We start from the raw sequence: 18,715 nt of genomic DNA on the forward strand, positions 1-18,715 counted from the left end.
TTGTGGTGATTGCTGTAAACGTTTCCGGAAGCTGGAAACGTTTACAGATCGTTGATCCTGGCCGGAGATCCGTCAACCGCTGCCCCTTGTGATCCATCTCACGGGCGAGCGCGGGAAGATCGAGGTCAGGGGGTGGCAGGCGCGTTGCGCAGGGTGCAAAACCGCAGGTAAGTACGGCCTTCCTTGCTAGCGAGGGTCGATCTCCGCGCGTACTTTCGACTGTGTAAACGACCTAGGGGAGTGGGGTTCACGAGCATGGCCATCATCGAGACCGAGGCAGCACTGCACGACGCGCACCGGGACAACCACACCCACCGTGACGTCAACGGCGGCTGGCTGCGTCCCGCGGTCTTCGGCGCGATGGACGGGCTCGTCTCCAACTTCGCCCTGATGGCCGGTGTCGCGGGCGGGGCCGTCTCGCAGCAGACCGTCGTCATCACCGGTCTCTCCGGTCTTGCCGCCGGCGCCTTCTCCATGGCCGCCGGTGAGTACACCTCCGTCGCCTCCCAGCGGGAGCTGGTCGAGGCCGAGCTGGACGTCGAGCGCCGTGAGCTGCGCAAGCACCCCGCCGACGAGGAGCGCGAACTCGCCGAGCTGTATGTCTCGCGCGGCGTCGAGCCGGAGCTGGCCGCGGAAGTCGCCCGGCAGCTGTCCAAGGACCCCGAGCAGGCTCTGGAGATCCACGCGCGCGAGGAGCTGGGCATCGACCCGGGCGATCTGCCCTCGCCGATGGTCGCCGCGGTCTCCTCGTTCGGCTCCTTCGCGCTGGGCGCCCTGCTGCCCGTACTCCCTTATCTCCTGGGGGCGAGCGACCTGTGGCCGGCCGTCGTGCTCGCGCTCATCGGGCTCTTCGCCTGCGGTGCCGTCGTGGCCAGAGTGACGGCCCGCTCGTGGTGGTTCAGCGGGTTGCGGCAGCTGGCCCTGGGCGGTGCCGCGGCGGGTGTGACGTATCTCCTGGGCAGTCTTTTCGGTACCGCAATAGGTTGACGGTTCGCCGGTCACGGCCGGAAGATGGCTATACAGGGCCTTGCATAACTAGTCGTTACTGGACTGTTTCGACTGTTTGACCACGGGGCATGAGCCGTAAGCGCTGTGGGCAATGAGGCCCACGTCGCCCTACGACGTATCGGCCCCCGGGTCACCCATCCACCCGCCAGGGTCCTCCCTCCACCGCCACCGCGGTGTCCGCATGTTGGAACGAAGTATCCAGTTTTCGAGATTCGTTCCATCATGTAACCTGCACGAAATTTTGCAGCAGCATGAACTTTCGCAGAGGGCCAACGTCGTCCCTCGGCACGCAAATGCCACGACGACGACGGGAGAGCCGATGCGTACGCCGCGCCAGCCGTCCCAGCATTCCAACAACGGCCGGAACCTCATGAACCGGTCGCACATGGATGCTCGCCCTGCCGCCCAGGGCATGTACGACCCGCGCAACGAGCACGACGCCTGCGGCGTCGGCTTCGTGGCCACCCTCACCGGCGAGGCGAGCCACACGCTGGTCGAACAGGCGCTCACGGTTCTGCGCAACCTGGAGCACCGCGGTGCCACCGGCTCCGAGCCCGACTCGGGCGACGGCGCGGGCATCCTGTCCCAGGTTCCGGACGCTTTCCTGCGCGAGGTGGTCGACTTCGACCTCCCCGACGCCGGTTCGTACGCCGTCGGCATCGCCTTCCTGCCCGAGGACGACACCGAGTCCTTCGTCTCGCAGCTCGAGACGATCGCCGGTGAGGAGGGGCTCACCGTTCTGGGGTGGCGCGAGGTTCCCGTCGCGCCGCAACTGCTCGGTGCGACCGCCCGCTCGACCATGCCCGTCTTCCGGCAGATCTTCGTCGCCGACGGTGTCAACAAGGACATCGCCCTCGACCGCAAGGCGTTCGTGCTGCGCAAGCGCGCCGAGCGCGAGGCCGACGTGTACTTCCCGTCGCTCTCCGCCCGCACCCTCGTCTACAAGGGCATGCTCACCACCGGGCAGCTGGAGCCGTTCTTCCCGGACCTGTCCGACCGCCGCTTCGCCTCGGCCATCGCGCTCGTCCACTCGCGCTTCTCCACCAACACGTTCCCGTCGTGGCCGCTCGCGCACCCGTACCGCTTCGTCGCGCACAACGGTGAGATCAACACCGTCAAGGGCAACCGCAACTGGATGCGGGCCCGTGAGTCGCAGCTCGCCTCCGACTTGTTCGGTGGCGACAAGCTGGAGCGGATCTTCCCGATCTGTACGCCGGACGCCTCCGACTCCGCGTCCTTCGACGAGGTGCTGGAGCTGCTCCACCTGGGTGGACGTTCGCTTCCGCACAGCGTCCTGATGATGATCCCGGAGGCGTGGGAGAACCACACCTCCATGGACCCGGACCGGCGCGCCTTCTACCAGTACCACTCCACGATGATGGAGCCCTGGGACGGTCCGGCCTGCGTCACCTTCACCGACGGCACCCAGGTCGGCGCCGTTCTCGACCGCAACGGTCTGCGTCCGGGCCGCTACTGGGTCACCGACGAGGGCCTCGTCGTCCTCGGCTCCGAGGTCGGCGTCCTCGACATCGACCCCGCGAAGGTCGTCACCAAGGGACGCCTCCAGCCCGGCCGCATGTTCCTCGTCGACACCGCCGAGCACCGCATCATCGAGGACGACGAGATCAAGGCCGGCCTCGCCGCCGAGAACCCGTACGGGGACTGGCTCGAAGCCGGTGAGATCGAGCTGTCCGACCTGCCCGAGCGCGAGCACATCGTGCACACGCACGCCTCCGTCACGCGCCGCCAGCAGACTTTCGGTTACACCGAGGAAGAGCTGCGCATCCTCGTCGCGCCGATGGCCAGGACAGCCGCCGAGCCGATCGGCTCCATGGGCACGGACACGCCCATCGCCGCCCTCTCCGCGCGCCCGCGCCTCCTCTTCGACTACTTCACCCAGCTGTTCGCGCAGGTCACGAACCCGCCGCTGGACGCCATCCGCGAAGAGCTGGTCACCTCGCTGCGCTCCTCCCTCGGCCCGGGCAGCAACCTGCTCGCGCCGTCGGCCGCCTCCTGCCGCTCGGTCACCCTGCCCTTCCCGGTGATCGACAACGACGAGCTGGCCAAGCTCATCCACATCAACGCCGACGGCGACATGCCCGGCATGAAGGCCGCGACGCTCTCCGGCCTCTACCGCGTCTCCGGCGGCGGTGACTCCCTCGCCGCCCGCATCGACGAGATCTGCGCCGAGGCCGACGCCGCCATCGAGGCCGGCGCCCGCCTGATCGTGCTCTCCGACCGGCACTCCGACGCCGAACACGCGCCGATCCCGTCGCTCCTTCTCACCGCGGCCGTCCACCACCACCTCATCCGCACCAAGCAGCGCACCCAGGTGGGTCTGCTCGTCGAGGCCGGTGACGTCCGCGAGGTCCACCACGTCGCCCTGCTCATCGGTTTCGGCGCCGCCGCCGTCAACCCGTACCTGGCAATGGAGTCCGTCGAGGACCTGGTCCGCGCGGGCACCTTCCTGGCGGGCGACGAGGACGGCAGCCCCGAGCAGGCCATCCGCAACCTGATCTACGCGCTCGGCAAGGGCGTCCTGAAGGTCATGTCCAAGATGGGCATCTCGACCGTCGCCTCCTACCGCGGCGCCCAGGTCTTCGAGGCCGTCGGCCTCCAGGAAGCCTTCGTCGAGAAGTACTTCAACGGCACCGCCACCAAGATCGGCGGCGCCGGTCTCGACGTCATCGCCGAGGAAGTCGCCGCGCGTCACGCCAAGGCGTACCCGGTCACCGGCATCGCGCCCGCGCACCGCGCCCTGGAGATCGGCGGCGAGTACCAGTGGCGCCGCGAGGGCGAGCCGCACCTGTTCGACCCGGAGACGGTCTTCCGCCTCCAGCACGCCACGCGCTCGCGCCGCTACGACATTTTCAAGAAGTACACGGACCGCGTGAACGAGCAGTCCGAGCGCCTCATGACGCTGCGCGGCCTGTTCGGCTTCAAGGGCGAGGGCCGCGAGCCGATCTCCATCGACGAGGTCGAGCCGGTCTCCGAGATCGTCAAGCGGTTCTCCACCGGCGCCATGTCCTACGGCTCCATCTCACGCGAGGCCCACGAGACTCTCGCCATCGCCATGAACCAGCTGGGCGGCAAGTCCAACACCGGTGAGGGCGGCGAGGACCCGGACCGTCTGTACGACCCCGCGCGCCGCTCCAGCATCAAGCAGGTCGCCTCCGGCCGCTTCGGTGTGACGAGCGAGTACCTGGTCAACGCCGACGACATCCAGATCAAGATGGCGCAGGGCGCCAAGCCCGGCGAGGGCGGCCAGCTGCCCGGCCACAAGGTCTACCCGTGGGTCGCCAAGACGCGTCACTCGACGCCCGGCGTCGGCCTCATCTCGCCGCCGCCGCACCACGACATCTACTCCATCGAGGACCTCGCCCAGCTGATCCACGACCTGAAGAACGCGAACCCGCAGGCGCGGATCCACGTGAAGCTGGTCTCCGAGGTCGGCGTCGGCACGGTCGCGGCCGGTGTGTCCAAGGCGCACGCGGACGTCGTCCTCATCTCCGGTCACGACGGCGGTACGGGCGCCTCGCCGCTCACCTCGCTGAAGCACGCCGGTGGTCCCTGGGAGCTCGGTCTCGCCGAGACCCAGCAGACGCTGCTGCTCAACGGCTTGCGCGACCGCATCGTCGTCCAGACCGACGGCCAGCTGAAGACCGGCCGCGACGTGCTCATCGCCGCGCTGCTCGGCGCCGAGGAGTTCGGGTTCGCCACCGCGCCGCTCGTCGTCTCCGGCTGCGTCATGATGCGCGTCTGCCACCTGGACACCTGCCCGGTCGGCATCGCCACGCAGAACCCGACGCTGCGCGAGCGGTTCTCCGGCAAGGCCGAGTACATCGTCAACTTCTTCGAGTTCATCGCCGAAGAGGTCCGCGAGCTCCTCGCCGGGCTCGGCTTCCGCTCCATCGAGGAGGCCGTCGGCCACGCCGAACTCCTCGACACCGAGCGCGCCGTCGACCACTGGAAGGCGCAGGGCCTCGACCTCGAGCCGCTGTTCTACGTGCCCGAGCTGGCGGACGGCGCCGTCCGCCACCAGATCACCACGCAGGATCACGGCCTGGAGAAGGCGCTCGACAACGAGCTGATCAAGCTCGCCGCCGACGCCCTCGCCGCCAACGACCAGACCGACGCCCAGCCGGTCCGCGCCCAGGTCGCCATCCGCAACATCAACCGCACGGTCGGCACCATGCTCGGCCACGAGGTGACGAAGAAGTTCGGCGGTGCGGGCCTGCCCGACGACACCATCGACATCACCTTCACCGGCTCCGCGGGCCAGTCGTTCGGCGCGTTCGTGCCGCGCGGCGTCACCCTGCGCCTCGAGGGCGACGCCAACGACTACGTCGGCAAGGGCCTCTCCGGCGGCCGCATCATCGTCCGCCCGGACCGCGGCGCCGACCACCTCGCCGAGTTCTCGACGATCGCCGGCAACACCATCGCGTACGGCGCGACCGGCGGCGAGCTGTTCCTGCGCGGCCGCACCGGCGAACGCTTCTGCGTCCGCAACTCCGGTGCCACGGTCGTCTCGGAGGGCGTCGGCGACCACGGTTGCGAGTACATGACCGGCGGCCACGCGGTCGTCCTCGGCGAGACGGGCCGCAACTTCGCGGCCGGCATGTCGGGCGGCATCGCCTACGTCATCGACCTGAACCCGGACAACGTCAACGTCACCAGCCAGGGCGCCGTCGAACCCCTGGACGACACCGACAAGCAGTGGCTGCACGACGTGGTGCGCCGCCACGCCGAGGAGACCGGCTCGACGGTCGCCGAGAAGCTGCTCGCCGAGTGGACCGTGTCCGTGGAGCGCTTCAGCAAGATCATCCCCAGCACGTACAAGGCAGTGCTCGCCGCCAAGGACGCCGCCGAGCGAGCCGGTCTCACCGAGACCGAGATCACCGAGAAGATGATGGAGGCGGCGACCAATGGCTGATCCCAAGGGCTTTCTCAACCACGGGCGCGAGGTCGCCGAGACCCGCCCCGTCGGCGAGCGCGTCAAGGACTGGAACGAGGTCTACGTTCCCGGCTCCCTGCTGCCGATCATCAGCAAGCAGGCGTCGCGCTGCATGGACTGCGGCATCCCGTTCTGCCACCAGGGCTGTCCGCTGGGGAACCTGATCCCCGAGTGGAACGACTTCGCCTACCGCGAGGACTGGTCGGCGGCGCAGGAGCGGCTGCACGCCACGAACAACTTCCCGGAGTTCACGGGCCGCCTGTGCCCCGCTCCGTGCGAGTCGGCGTGCGTGCTCGGCATCAACCAGCCGCCCGTCACCATCAAGAACGTCGAGGTCTCGATCATCGACCAGGCGTGGGACCGCGGCGACGTCGCGCCCCAGGCCCCGGAGCGGCTCTCCGGCAAGACCGTCGCCGTCATCGGCTCCGGTCCGGCCGGTCTCGCCGCCGCCCAGCAGCTGACGCGGGCCGGTCACACGGTCGCCGTCTACGAGCGCGCCGACCGCATCGGCGGCCTGCTCCGCTACGGCATCCCCGAGTTCAAGATGGAGAAGCGCCACATCAACCGCCGCATCGAGCAGATGCGCGCGGAGGGCACCAAGTTCCGCACCGGTGTGGAGATCGGCCGCGACATCGACGCCGCCAAGCTCCGCAAGCGCTACGACGCCGTCGTCATCGCCGCCGGCGCCACGGTCTCCCGCGACCTGCCCGTTCCGGGCCGCGAGCTGAACGGCGTGCACTTCGCCATGGAGTACCTGCCGCTCTCCAACAAGGTGCAGGAGGGCGACTTCGTGCAGCCCCCCATCACCGCCGAGGGCAAGCACGTCGTCGTCATCGGCGGCGGCGACACCGGCGCCGACTGCGTCGGCACCGCCCACCGCCAGGGTGCCGCCTCCGTCACGCAGCTGGAGATCATGCCGCGTCCGGGCGAGGACCGCAGCGCCAACCAGCCGTGGCCGACCTTCCCCATGCTCTACAAGGTCACCTCCGCGCACGAGGAGGGCGGTGAGCGCGTCTACTCCGTCTCCACCACCCACTTCGAAGGCGACGAGGACGGCAACGTCCAGGCGCTGCACCTCACCGAGGTCGAGTTCATCGACGGCAAGCTGACCCCGAAGCCCGGCACCGAGCGCAAGATCCCCGCGCAGCTCGTCACCCTCGCCATGGGCTTCACCGGCACCGACCAGGAGAACGGCCTCGTCTCCCAGTTCGGCCTGGACCTCGACGCCCGCGGCAACATCGAGCGCGACGCCGACTTCCAGACCAACGTCCCCGGCGTCTTCGTCGCCGGTGACGCGGGCCGCGGCCAGTCCCTCATCGTCTGGGCCATCGCGGAGGGCCGCTCGGCCGCCCGCGGCGTCGACAGCTTCCTGACCGGCGTCTCGGAACTCCCGGCCCCGATCCGCCCGACGGACCGCTCCCTCATGGTGTGACTCATGATGTGACGATCCGCCCCTGAACGTCCCGTACAACGGCGTACGGAACTGAGCGCGACGCCCGCCCAACTGTCCCCGACCGGACGACAGGGCGGGCGTCGCGGCGCGTCCGCCTCCGGCGGCTCGCGGCGGGCTATTTGGTGGGGGCCACCCACGTGACGACGACAGCAACGGCCACGGCGAGCACACCGACAAGGCCGAGCCAGCGGGCCGCTTCGACCAGCTTCCAGATGGTGCGGGTACGCCGGTGCTCATAGCGTACGATCCGGCCCGCCTCCATCAGGATCTCCTCTCCGGGGCGCCCGTGCACGGCGACGACGCCCAGCCAGGAAGCAAGGAGCAGGGCGGCGAACCCGGTGACAAGCAGCCCGATCACGCTCCAGCGTGGGCCGTCGGCCAACTTGCTCAAATCCTCCTGCCCCTTGAGGACGAAGACGGCGGCGAGCAGCCCGGTGAGCGTGGAGAGGAAGTTCCGGTACCCCTCCGCCTGACGCAGCGCCTCCGCCAACTGCCGGTGTGGCAAGGTCAGTTCGGGGATGCGGCGGTCCGCTTCGCGTAGCTGGCGCGGGGTGGGGAGATACGTCATGGGGTGCCGCCGCTCTGCGGGGGGACGGTGGGCGGGGCGATCGCGAGCAGCGCCCCGCAGCCGAACTCCTCGCTGACGGGCCGGTTCATGTGGAGCGAGCGGCACCGGCACTCGGTGTAGTACGGCTCGGGCCCCGGCTCCTTGCGCCGGCCGAGGAAACCGCCCTTGGCGACGGGCGGCTGTCCGAAGGTCCAGCTCCGGGTCATCGTGCAGCCGCAGACCGGGCAGGCGCCGGAGGCCTCGTAGGTGGTGTCGTCGCCGTCGACCCGCACCATCCACTGGAAGGTGAGTACGGGGGCGTGGACGATGTCCGCGTCGTAGGAGACGGGTGCGGTCATGAGGCGGGGGTTCCTTCGGGCGGCAGGGTCAGGGAGAACAGCCGGGCGTAGCGGGCGAGCCGGGCGCGGACCTCGGGCACGGTGAGGTCGGTCTCCTCGGCGCAGAGCGTGAGGTGATCGGGGGCGACATCGCCGGTGAGGGCGGGGTGGCGGCCGGTGAGCTGCTCCGTGAGCAGGATCAGGTCGCGCCAGTCGGGGATCAGACCGGCCTCGTCGCCGCTCGGAGCGTCGACGGTGACCTCCAGGCCCAGGCAGCGGAAGGGCGCGTAGCGCTCGTAGGTCGCCGCGAGTGACCGCCCGAATCTGCCCGCTACGCGGACGAGTTCGAGGGTGCCGAGGGCGCCGGGTCCGAGGAGCCCGCGGTCGAAGGCGGCCAGATCGAAGTCGTCAGGTTCGAAGTCGGCGAGGGCCTCGGCGTCGGGTCCGGAGAAGTCGCCCGGAGGAGCGGGGATGCCGAGGACAGTGAAGGTGGCGAGGCGGTCGAGGGCGGCGGCGAGAGGGCGGCGGAGTGAGCGGGCGTAGTCCAGCAGGCGGGAGAGGGAGAAGGTGGTCACCGTCTCGAGCGGGGTGAGCAGGAGCATGGCCCGGTCGGTGTAGTCGATCCGCAGGTCACGAGCGGCGTCAGGTAGCTGGGGGAGGGCAAGGGGGAGCGTCCGTTCCTCCGCTGTGAGGGTGTCCAGAGCGGCACCCAGGCTGATGTTGTCGGTCATGCTGAGGAACATGAGGGTGGCCAGGGACACTCCGTGCCGGTCAAGGGCCTGGCCCAGCGCGGCCTGTTCCTCGGACATCGGCAACTCGTCGACCAGCCGGAGCAGCACGCTCCCGACCTCGAGCTGGCTCAGTACGTCCTCGATGCGGTCGGCACAGTCGGGGGTGAGGACACCGCACAGGTCGAGCATGTGGAGATCCCTGCGCAGCAGCTCGGTCACCGCACCGGTGTCGTTGTGGTACCTGTGGCTCTCGGCCACGCAGAGCGTGAACTGCCAGGGGCCGATACGGTCCTCGCGGCCGTCCTCCACGCTGTTGAGCGCGTCGATGACCAGCCGCGAGGGTACCCAGTCCGCAAGCCCCTCCGGAATCTTGGGGAGGGTGATCCCCAAAACCGCGGCCGTCTCCCCGATCAGCTCGTGCAGGCGCCCGGGGGTGACCTGGAGCAGGGCGGCTCGCGAGAGGAAGGCCGCCAGGGGGTAGGCCTCCTCGAACCAGGGCTCGTTGCCGTCATGGTCCCGGGAGAGGATCAGCCATGTGGTGGTGTCCAGGGGGGCCTGCTTCCAGAGCGTCGCAGGGATCTCGTCGGGGACCGACCAGCCGAGCGGCGCGAAGTGCCGTGCCCGGTCCAGGACATCGGCCATGGCCTGGCCGCCGCTGGTCTGCCGGAACAGGGAGAAGGTGCGCAGCTCCGCCTGGTGCCGGGACACCCTGCCTTGGACGCTGCGGAACAGAGAGCGGCGGTCCGACGGTGTGGGCACCTCGGCGGCCAGGGCGGCATCGAGCGCGGGAGGCTGCGGGAGCGTGGGGTCGAGTGTGCGCAGAGTCCGCAGGACCTCGGCCACCTCGCCCAGCGGCTTCCGCCACCGGGCCCCCGCGGCCAGGAGGGGGGCGTGCAGCGCGGCGTCGCTCGACGCGGACGCGTACGACGCGTGCAGTTGCGCCATGAGGGCGTCGGGCGCGGTGTCGCGCAGTGCCCGGATGTCCTGGGCGGCCGGTACCTCGAAGCCCACGATCGCGTAACGACGCCAAGCGCGGAGGACCTGCCCGAGCGACACCTGGCCGGCCGCCGCGGTGTCGAACGCGCTGGACCATCCGCGCGGAGTCGTACGGAAGAGGAGGGCGTCGAGACTGTCCGGTTCGGGATAGCCCGGAGGCAGAAAGGGCTGGCCTCCGGTGAGCGTCCGCAACCGGGACTGCTGCCACAGGCGCGCGATCCCGTTCTCGTGGGGGCCGTCCGTGGGCAGGTGGCCGGGCCCAGCGTTCCGGGTCTTGTTCGGGTTGTCGAAGGGCAGGCACCCGGTGCTGGCGATAGGGGCCTGTCGGGGAAACGGCAGTTCCCCCATCGGGAAGTCCTCGGGGCGCAGCACCACGTTCGCCCCGGGCGGCAGGGCGTCGAGCACCTTCACGGCCAGGAGCGGCTCCTGCGAAGCGAGTTCCCACAGCCATCGCAGGGAGACGGTGTTCCACTGAGCGGCGGCCGTTTCGGCCACGGTGAGCAGTTCACGCTGGACAGCGTCCACGTCGTAGGACCGGAGCTGGTTGCGGTCCACCCGAGGCTCGGGCCGGTGCCGCTCCCGCAGGTTGAACACATACCCGAAGACGTCGGGGCGGGAGCTGGTGCCGGACCGGATGGCCACTCCGTCGAGCAGGAGTTTCCCCTTGCCCTGGATCAGCCAGACATCCGCGGAGCCCTGTGCGGTCCGCCCTTCCCCTTTCAGCTCCAGGTTCGCTTCGCGCAGTTCGCCCGCCTTCCAACGGGCCCGGCGCGGAGCCCTGTCCGGGTCGCCGACGGCGTACTCCACCGCCTCCACCTCGAAATCCGCCACCCACAGCTGCGACTCCAGGGCGTCCAGCATCGACGGGGGCCGCTTCTCGTCGTCCCCGAGGTACAGACGCACCCGCGTGCCGCCGTCCAGGGACACCCGCGGATCCTTGCCGATCCGCAGCAGGCCCGAGCCCGACTGGATGTCGGCGCGCAGCGGCTCCGGCTCTTTGGGACGGCCGTACCGGTCGACCGGCGAGGTCCAGACGACGACCTCCTCGGCCAGCATGAAGTAGCTGAACACGCCTATGCCGAAACGGGAGTTGAGGGGCATCTCGTGGAGCCCCGCACGTCGCCAGTTGCGCCGCTCCTGGATGAACTCCGGGTCCTGCTCGTACCGCTTTCCGGCCCGCGCGAACATCGACGTGAGCTTGGCGCGCGACATGCCCGAGCCATTGTCCTGGCACTCGATGTAGGGCCGCCCGTCCTCATCCACTCCCTGGGTGAAGAGGATCTTCGGGGACCAGTCGGGCCCGCCCCGCCCCTGCGTCGCACCGTACAGGCGGCGCATGTCCCGGTGACGGCAGGCGTCGAGGGCGTTCTGGTACAGCTCCCGCACGGACAGCATGCGGTCGCCGTACAGCTGGGTGCCCATCAGCAGGGGCCGGATCTCGTCCTCGGCGAGCCGGAACCGCTCCAGCGGTTGCTGATAGCGGCGTTCAAGAGGGATCAACTGCGCACTGGTGACCCGCCCGGGGAGCCCGCGCAGCAGGGTGGGCGCGGTGGTGCGCTGTCCGTGCCGGTCGGTGCGCAGGGGCTGCAGGCTCGCGTTGACACGCGCCACCAGCTCCTCGACGGCGACATGCAGTGCGGGGTGCGGGCACAGGAACCGTACGGCCAGTTCGTAGCCGTCGTCACTCCGTTCCGGCTCCACCGGGTCGTAGCCGAAGTCCGCCGAGAGCGTCGCGACCACCTCGGCGGGGTCGAGCGGCTTGTGGGCGCCCAAGTGGTCGACGAGGACGCTCGACATCCGGCGCGGATCGGCGGCGAGCAGCGCGGCCGTCCACAGCAGCCGGGCCAGGTCGGGCGCCCGCCAGCCGTTGCCAGGCACCGGGGGGTAGAGGTTCCATTCGTCGCCGAGCCCGGGGTCGTTGATCCGCGGGCTGACGCTGGGCTGGACCGTCAGGTGGGCGAGCACCTGCCTCAGCTGACGGTCCACGGTGAGCCGGGTCTCGTCCCGCAACCGGCCCGCCGAGGTGTCCTGGGACGCGGCGAGGACCGCGCTCACCGTCAGATCGACGATGCCGTCCACGTCCGGGTAGGCGCCGGTGCGCTCCCACAGCAGGTCCCACTCAGCGATGAAGCGGTGGCGCAGCCAGTGGTCGGCGGCCAGGGCCCGGTCGGGGAGACGGCGGCGGCGCAGGGTCGCGGCGGCGCGCCGCACCTGGGAGTGCGCGCGGCACACGTCGTGCGCGGCGTCCCGCACCAGCTGGGTGTGGCCCTCCGCCGTCGTGACGCCCCGGTCCAGACGCTCCGGCGCGACGCGGCACAACTCGTCGAGGGCCAGGGCGACGACCCCCTCGTGCACCACGGGCGCGGCCAACAGGACCGCGGTCTCGGCAGGCGAGAGCAGGTCCCGGCCGCCCGGCGCGGCCCGCTCGACAAGAGCGGACAGCCGCTCCACGACACGCACCGGATAGGTGGGATCGGCCCACGGGTCGTCGCGGTGCGCACCGGCCCCGGCCAGCGCGTCGACGACATGCTCGACAAGTTCGCCCAGCGCCTTCTTCACCCGCTCGTGCGTGGCCTCGCCGCCGGACGTGAACCGCCACAGCGAGGACTGCTCGATCATGGTCGTCCACCGGTACGCCTCTTGCGCCCCGTCGCACAGGACGGGATCGGACGCACCCGCGGGACGGCCGTAGGGGCGCTGCGGCTCGATCTGCGGTGGGGGCAGCGCGGCGCGGGTGGCGGCGTCGCGCACCGTGGCCCGGGTGTGCGCGAGAATCTCCTCGAAGGTCGTCGGCCGGGTGGTCGGGGTAAGGGCGTGGGCCAGGGCACGGCCGAACCAGCTGCCGCTCTGGGCATCGGCGTACGCCTGCTCGCCGCGCGCGCAGCTGTACAGCCAGTACACCTCTTGGTCGGCGGCCAGCACGGTGTGGCGCTGAGTCGGAATCGGGCCACCGCCGTCCGTCCGGCACATGTCCAGGCAGATCACGGCCGTCACACCGGAGGGCAGCCCGGTGAGCAGGCCCTCCGGGTCGGCGGGGATCAGGGTGGCGTCGTAGAGGGTGCGCTCGCCGCCGGGCGGCCCGGGGCGTGACTGGGCGTCGGCAGGCAGCAGATACGACCGGTTGTTCAGCGTCGTACCGTGCCCTGAGAGGTAGACGAGGGCGGTGTCACCAGGCTCGCAGGACGTGAAGTACTCGACCAGTTCACCCCGCAGTTGCGCCCCGCCGACGTCATGCAGGCGCCGTACGTCGTAACGCGACTGGCGCAGCGCCGTGGCCACCAGGTCCACGTCCGTCGCCGCGGACTCCAACGGTGGGAAGCGGGCGGCGAGTTCGGGATACCTTCCCAGGTCCTGGGTCTGCCCGACGCCGACCACCAGGGCGCGGCGGGTTCCCGTCCCACCCGGCTGTCCGGTTGTCATCCACCCCTCCTGTCGCACACACGGCTGCGAAACCTCGATTATCGCAACAAGAGGCCGATGCGCGGGGCCGGTTCGGTCACGGCACCCGGTACGTCTCCCCGTACACCTGCCACGTCAGCGGTGTGCGCAGGGACAGGTTGCCGTCGTACAGGAACGTGCGCTGGGCGGTCTCCACACGGGACGTGTCCCGGTGGGCCTTCTCGGTCTTCATCCGCTCGGTGCGGACGTCCAGGAAGATGTCGAGGTACCCCTTCTCGGAGCCGCCCTCGGCCGGGGTGTCCGCCTCGTTCATCGCGCGTTCGCGCAGGTCGTGGAGGCCGGAGCGGCCGTGCATGACCATCGCGTCGTAGTAGATGAACTGGCCGAGCGTGCCCAGGCCGTCGCCCTCGGCGAGGCGGACCGCGGGGTCGAAGTAGACGCGGTCGCGCTCCTCGTCCTGCGCCTCGCGGAACGCGGCCACCTTCGCCTCCGCCTTCCACGCCGCCGTGAAACCGGGGTCCAGCCCCTCGTGGGAGTCCGTGCCGTCCACCTCGCGCAGCGCGGGGAGATAGCGGGCCAGACCGTTGTCCGGGTGCGCCTTCGTGTACCGCTCGACCAGCGCGAGCAGGTCGTGGGTGCCGGTGCAGAAGCCGATGATGCCCGCCGTGTAGCCCTGGCCGTCGTCGATGTCCTCGATGTACCCGTACTGGCCACGCCAGTTCAGCGTCGAGTTCTCCGCGCTGGAGACAAGTTGCTGCGCCAGCTCCTTCTTGTCCGGCGCGGCGAGCCCGGACGCGGCGGCGCCGTGCGCGGGCTTCGCCTCGGTGGGGCGGCAGGAGACCGCCACCGTGGACAGCGAGGCCACGGCGAGGAAGGAGAGGAGGAGGCGGCCCGCGCGGTTCATGGGGACAGCGTATGCGGGCCCCGCCGCCGGGTTGACCGAGTCGATCAGCCGAGTCGATCTAGAGCGCGGCCACCTTCACCGCCGTCAGCACCACGAGCAGCGCGACCACCGCCCCGCACGCCAGCCCCTGCACGAGGTTCCTGCGCTCGCGCGGCGCGTGGACGAGCGCAGCCGTCACCAGCGCGCCCGTGAGCAGGCCGCCCAGGTGGCCCTGCCACGACGTGAACCTGATGGAGAGCAGCATCCACAGCAGGAAGGACGCCATGAACTGGTTGACCTGGCGCATGTCCGTCCCGAGCCGCCGCATGACCACGTAGTACGCGGCGCCGAGGCCGAAGATCGCGCCGGACGCGCCGACCGTCGGGGTCTCGGGCGCGAGCAGCATCACCAGGACGGAGCCGCCGAGCGCGGAGACGAGGTAGAGCGCGAGGTAGCGCGCACGGCCCAGCTGGGCCTCGACGATCCGGCCGAGGCTCCACAGCGAGGCCATGTTGAGCAGGATGTGCAGGAACGCGAACGGGTTGTCACCGGGCGGGAGGTGCAGGAAAGCACCGGTCAGCAGCCGGTACCACTCGCCGGCGGCCACACCGTCGGCGTGGAAGCCCGCCGGGTAGTACTCCTGGTAGACGTAGCGCGCCCCGTCGGGACCGACCAGGCCCCGGCCGAGCATCTGCAACTGCTCGACGATGCCGGGCCGGACGATCTCACCGACGTACGCGAGGACGTTCACCGCGATCAGGGCGTACGTCACCAGCGGCACGGCCGAGATCCGGCCCCCGGCCACGGTGCGGGCCTGGCGCACCGAACGCGACCCCTCGCGCACGCACTCCGGGCAGTGGAAGCCGACCGAGGCCTCCCGCATGCAGTCGGGGCATATCGGCCGGTCGCAGCGCGTGCAGGTGACGTGCGTCCCGACGTCGGTGTGGCGATAGCACATCGGTGTCGCGGCGGACTGAGAGGTGGGCTCCACGGCCGGCTCCTGAGGTCATCAACGTAGGCGCGAACAACATAGCCAACGCCGCGTGCCTGGTCGGCGCGGGTGTCCCGGCGTACCCTCGGCGACCATGATCGCCACTGCCGTGCGGGTGCTGCCCGCCGCCGACCGCACCGCCGTCGCCTGGAAGAACGGCGGCGGCGTCACCCGCGAGATCGCCTGCTCGCCGCGGGGCGCGGACATGGCCGGGTTCGGCTGGCGGGTCAGCCTCGCCGAGGTGGCCGCGGACGGGCCGTTCTCCGCGTTCCCCGGCGTCGACCGGACGCTCACCATGGTCGAGGGCGACGGAATGGAGCTGACCGTCGACGGCCGCCCCGCGCTCGTCGGCTCCCTCCGCGAACCCCGGGACTTCGCCGGTGACGTGGCCACCGGCTGCCGCCTCCTCGGCGGGCCCGTCGTGAACCTCAACGTCATGTGGCGCCGGACCGCCCTCCCCGCGCCCCCGGCCGTCGCCGTCGTCCGAGGCCGCCTGACCCTCGCGCCCGGCACCACTCTCGTCGTCGCCCTCACCGGGGAAGGCGCGCAGGTCGCGGGGTACGCGCTCGGCCGCTACGACGCCGTACTCGTCGAAGGAGCGGGCGAGGGAGCGGGCGAGGGGGCGGGCACGCTGCACGCGCGGGGCCCCGTGGCCGTCGTCGGCGGGCTGTGACGGGCGGGCTGTGACGGCGGACCACAATAGGGGTGTGCCTACGAAGAAGAAGCCACAGGTCGCCCCCGACGAGCGGCGCCGCGAACTCCTGGAGACCGCCGCCGGGGTCTTCGCCGCCCAGGGCTACGACGCCACCACCGTCCGCAAGATCGCCGACGAGGCGGGCCTGCTCGCCGGCAGCCTCTACTACCACTTCGACTCCAAGGAATCGATGCTGGAGGAGATCCTGCGGACCTTCCTCGACGAGCTGTGGGCCGGCTACGACACCGTGCTCGACGCCGGTCTCGGGCCGCGGGAGACCCTGGAGGCGCTCGTCACCGAGTCCTTCCGGGAGATCGACCGGCACCGCGCCGCCGTCGCGATCTACCAGCGCGAGGCCAGGCAGCTTGCCGGGCAGGAGCGGTTCGCGTTCCTCACCGAGTCGCAGGGCCGCTTCGAGCGGACGTGGCTGACGACCCTGGAGCGCGGCGTCGCCGACCAGGTCTTCCGCGCCGACCTCGACCTCCGCCTCGCCTACCGCTTCGTCCGCGACACCGTCTGGGTCGCCGCCTCCTGGTACCGCCCGGGCGGACAGCACAGTCCGGACGAGATCGCCCGCCAGTACCTGACCATGGTCCTGGACGGACTCGCGGCCAGCTGAAAAAGCGTGCTACGCTCAGCGTGTTGCAGTTTTGGTACCCATAGACTTTATGTGCGCCTGACGGGAATGTTCCTCAGGCGCATTATTGTTTTGCCGGGGCGTTCTCGGAATGGGGGGCTGCTACCTGTTTCAAGGAGAATTTCATGGCCACCGGTACCGTTAAGTGGTTCAACTCGGAAAAGGGCTTCGGCTTCATCGAGCAGGACGGCGGCGGCGCTGACGTCTTCGCCCACTACTCGAACATCGCCACCTCGGGCTTCCGCGAGCTCCAGGAAGGCCAGAAGGTGACCTTCGACGTCACGCAGGGCCAGAAGGGCCCGCAGGCGGAGAACATCCTCCCCGCCTGATCCAGCTTCACCGGGCCGGGGCCCGCACCGTCATGGTGCGGGCCCCGGCTCGCGCTGTCCCCACCCCCCGGACCCCCGGAGATCCCCCCGGAAGGCATGCCGCATGGCCAGCTCAGCCCGCCCGTCCAGCCGTCGCAGTCCCCGCCCCGCATCAGCCGGCAGGCGGCGCGCCCCCGAGCAGCAGCGCCGGCAGCAGCCCACGCCGCCCCGCGAGTTCACCATGCCGGAGAACAGCAGCCCCGCGCTGCCCCCGGTCGAAGACTTCGCCGCCCTCGACATGCCCGCCGCGCTCCTGAAGACCCTGGCGGCACAGGGCGTCACCGCGCCCTTCCCGATCCAGGCCGCGACGCTGCCCAACTCCCTCGCCGGACGCGACCTGCTCGGCCGCGGCCGCACCGGGTCCGGCAAGACCCTCGCCTTCGGCCTCCCGCTGCTCGCCCGCACCGCCGGGAACAGGGCCGAGCCGAAGACCCCGCTGGCGCTCGTGCTCGTCCCCACGCGCGAACTCGCCCAGCAGGTCACCGACGCCCTCACCCCGTACGCCACCGCGCTCAACCTGCGCATGGCCACCGTCGTCGGCGGCATGTCGATCGGCCGCCAGGCCGGTCAGCTGCGCCGCGGCGCCGAGGTCGTCGTCGCCACCCCGGGCCGTCTGAAGGACCTCATCGAGCGCGGCGACTGCGCCCTCGGCCAGGTCCGGATCACCGTCCTCGACGAGGCCGACCAGATGGCCGACATGGGCTTCATGCCGCAGGTCACCGCCCTGCTCAAGCAGGTCGCGCACGGCGGCCAGACCATGCTCTTCTCGGCGACGCTCGACCGGAACGTGGACCGGCTCGTCAAGCAGTTCCTCACCGACCCCGTCGTGCACTCGGTCGACCCGTCCGCGGGCGCCGTCACCACGATGGAACACCACGTCCTGCACGTCCTCGACGAGACCGAGAAGAAGGCCGTCACCGCGCGCATCGCCGCCCGTGAAGGCCGCGTCATCCTCTTCGTCGACACCAAGCGCTCCGCCGACCGGCTGGCCAAGCGGCTCCTCGCGAGCGGCGTGCTCGCCGCGCCGCTGCACGGCGGCCGCAGCCAGCCGCAGCGCAACCGCACCCTGGAGCAGTTCAAGGACGGCCGGGTCACCGCACTCGTCGCCACGAACGTCGCGGCGCGCGGCATCCACGTCGACGACCTCGGCCTGGTCGTCAACGTCGACCCGCCCACCGAGCACAAGGACTACCTGCACCGCGGCGGCCGTACCGCCCGCGCCGGTGAGTCCGGCAGCGTCGTCACGCTCGTGCTCCCCGAGCAGAAGCGTGACGTGCAGCGGCTCATGCGGGACGCCAAGGTGCAGCCCCGCACGACCCAGGTCCGCTCCACCGACGAGGAGCTGGTGACCATCACCGGCGCGCGTGAGCCCTCCGGCGTGGCCGTGACGATCTCCGTGCCCGAGCAGGCCACGGCGGAGTCGGCCGGCAAGCCGCGCCGTTCCTCGCGCCGCTCCCGTGGAGGTTCCCCCGCGGCCGGTCGCGGCGAGGGCCAGCGTTCGGCGCAGGGTGGTCAGCGCTCCGGTCGCGGCGAGGGCCAGCGCTCGGCCCAGGGGGGTCAGCGCTCCGGCCAGGGCGCGTCCGGTGGCCGTCGCCGCTCGGGTACGGGCGCGGGTGCCGGTGCGGCGAGCGGTACGGCGTCGGGCTCCAGCCGACGCGGTCAGGGCCCGCGCGGACCCCGTAAGGCCGCGGCCTAGAGACGCCACAAGGCCGCAGC

Annotated in this window: 12 protein-coding genes; 7 read left to right on the forward strand and 5 right to left on the reverse strand. The window is 70.8% G+C overall.

The window, feature by feature from the left end; genetic code table 11:
- The first annotated feature begins 255 nt into the window (after nucleotides 1–255).
- The 3 genes from ACH4RC_RS09025 to ACH4RC_RS09035 all read left to right on the forward strand — a co-directional run bounded on the left by ACH4RC_RS09025 (nucleotide 256) and on the right by ACH4RC_RS09035 (nucleotide 7,394).
- Nucleotides 256–987, forward strand: coding sequence for a VIT1/CCC1 transporter family protein (locus ACH4RC_RS09025; protein WP_398197230.1), 732 nt, complete (start codon nucleotides 256–258; stop codon nucleotides 985–987).
- A 340-nt stretch (nucleotides 988–1,327) separates the two neighbouring features.
- Nucleotides 1,328–5,941 carry a glutamate synthase large subunit gene (gene gltB, locus ACH4RC_RS09030; RefSeq protein WP_398197232.1) on the forward strand — a complete coding sequence of 1,538 codons (4,614 nt, stop codon included), beginning with the start codon at nucleotides 1,328–1,330 and terminating at the stop codon, nucleotides 5,939–5,941.
- Nucleotides 5,934–7,394, forward strand: coding sequence for a glutamate synthase subunit beta (locus tag ACH4RC_RS09035; protein ID WP_398197235.1), 1,461 nt, complete (start codon nucleotides 5,934–5,936; stop codon nucleotides 7,392–7,394). Before gltB ends, ACH4RC_RS09035 begins: the two co-directional genes overlap by 8 nt.
- A 136-nt stretch (nucleotides 7,395–7,530) precedes the next feature.
- Here ACH4RC_RS09035 and ACH4RC_RS09040 read toward each other — a convergent pair whose 3' ends face one another.
- The 5 genes from ACH4RC_RS09040 to ACH4RC_RS09060 all read right to left on the reverse strand — a co-directional run bounded on the left by ACH4RC_RS09040 (nucleotide 7,531) and on the right by ACH4RC_RS09060 (nucleotide 15,300).
- On the reverse strand, nucleotides 7,531–7,983 hold the full coding sequence (locus ACH4RC_RS09040) for a hypothetical protein (protein ID WP_398197237.1): 453 nt from the start codon (nucleotides 7,981–7,983) through the stop codon (nucleotides 7,531–7,533).
- Nucleotides 7,980–8,321 carry a hypothetical protein gene (locus tag ACH4RC_RS09045; RefSeq protein ID WP_398197240.1) on the reverse strand — a complete coding sequence of 114 codons (342 nt, stop codon included), beginning with the start codon at nucleotides 8,319–8,321 and terminating at the stop codon, nucleotides 7,980–7,982. The genes ACH4RC_RS09040 and ACH4RC_RS09045 overlap by 4 nt, the downstream gene beginning before the upstream one ends.
- Nucleotides 8,318–13,447: a caspase family protein gene (locus ACH4RC_RS09050; protein WP_398197242.1), complete on the reverse strand. Its 5,130-nt coding sequence runs from the start codon at nucleotides 13,445–13,447 to the stop codon at nucleotides 8,318–8,320. The genes ACH4RC_RS09045 and ACH4RC_RS09050 overlap by 4 nt, the downstream gene beginning before the upstream one ends.
- A gap of 76 nt (nucleotides 13,448–13,523) precedes the next feature.
- Nucleotides 13,524–14,330, reverse strand: a complete 807-nt coding sequence (locus ACH4RC_RS09055) for a chitosanase (protein ID WP_398197244.1) — start codon at nucleotides 14,328–14,330, stop codon at nucleotides 13,524–13,526.
- A 58-nt stretch (nucleotides 14,331–14,388) separates the two neighbouring features.
- Nucleotides 14,389–15,300: a rhomboid family intramembrane serine protease gene (locus tag ACH4RC_RS09060; RefSeq protein ID WP_398197246.1), complete on the reverse strand. Its 912-nt coding sequence runs from the start codon at nucleotides 15,298–15,300 to the stop codon at nucleotides 14,389–14,391.
- A gap of 94 nt (nucleotides 15,301–15,394) precedes the next feature.
- On the opposite strand from ACH4RC_RS09060, the gene ACH4RC_RS09065 reads away from it, so the two are divergent.
- The 4 genes from ACH4RC_RS09065 (at nucleotide 15,395) to ACH4RC_RS09080 (ending at nucleotide 18,695) form a co-directional block, all read left to right on the forward strand.
- Nucleotides 15,395–15,973, forward strand: coding sequence for a HutD family protein (locus tag ACH4RC_RS09065; RefSeq protein ID WP_398197249.1), 579 nt, complete (start codon nucleotides 15,395–15,397; stop codon nucleotides 15,971–15,973).
- 34 nt (nucleotides 15,974–16,007) lie between these two features.
- Nucleotides 16,008–16,613, forward strand: coding sequence for a TetR/AcrR family transcriptional regulator (locus tag ACH4RC_RS09070; protein ID WP_398197252.1), 606 nt, complete (start codon nucleotides 16,008–16,010; stop codon nucleotides 16,611–16,613).
- A 143-nt stretch (nucleotides 16,614–16,756) separates the two neighbouring features.
- Entirely contained in the window at nucleotides 16,757–16,960 is a 204-nt protein-coding gene (locus ACH4RC_RS09075; RefSeq protein WP_005318814.1) for a cold-shock protein, read from the forward strand.
- A 103-nt stretch (nucleotides 16,961–17,063) separates the two neighbouring features.
- On the forward strand, nucleotides 17,064–18,695 hold the full coding sequence (locus tag ACH4RC_RS09080; protein ID WP_398197254.1) for a DEAD/DEAH box helicase: 1,632 nt from the start codon (nucleotides 17,064–17,066) through the stop codon (nucleotides 18,693–18,695).
- Nucleotides 18,696–18,715 lie beyond the last annotated feature (20 nt).

It is taken from the genome of Streptomyces sp. NPDC016845, from assembly GCF_044332585.1.
In the GTDB taxonomy this organism is placed as follows: domain Bacteria; phylum Actinomycetota; class Actinomycetes; order Streptomycetales; family Streptomycetaceae; genus Streptomyces.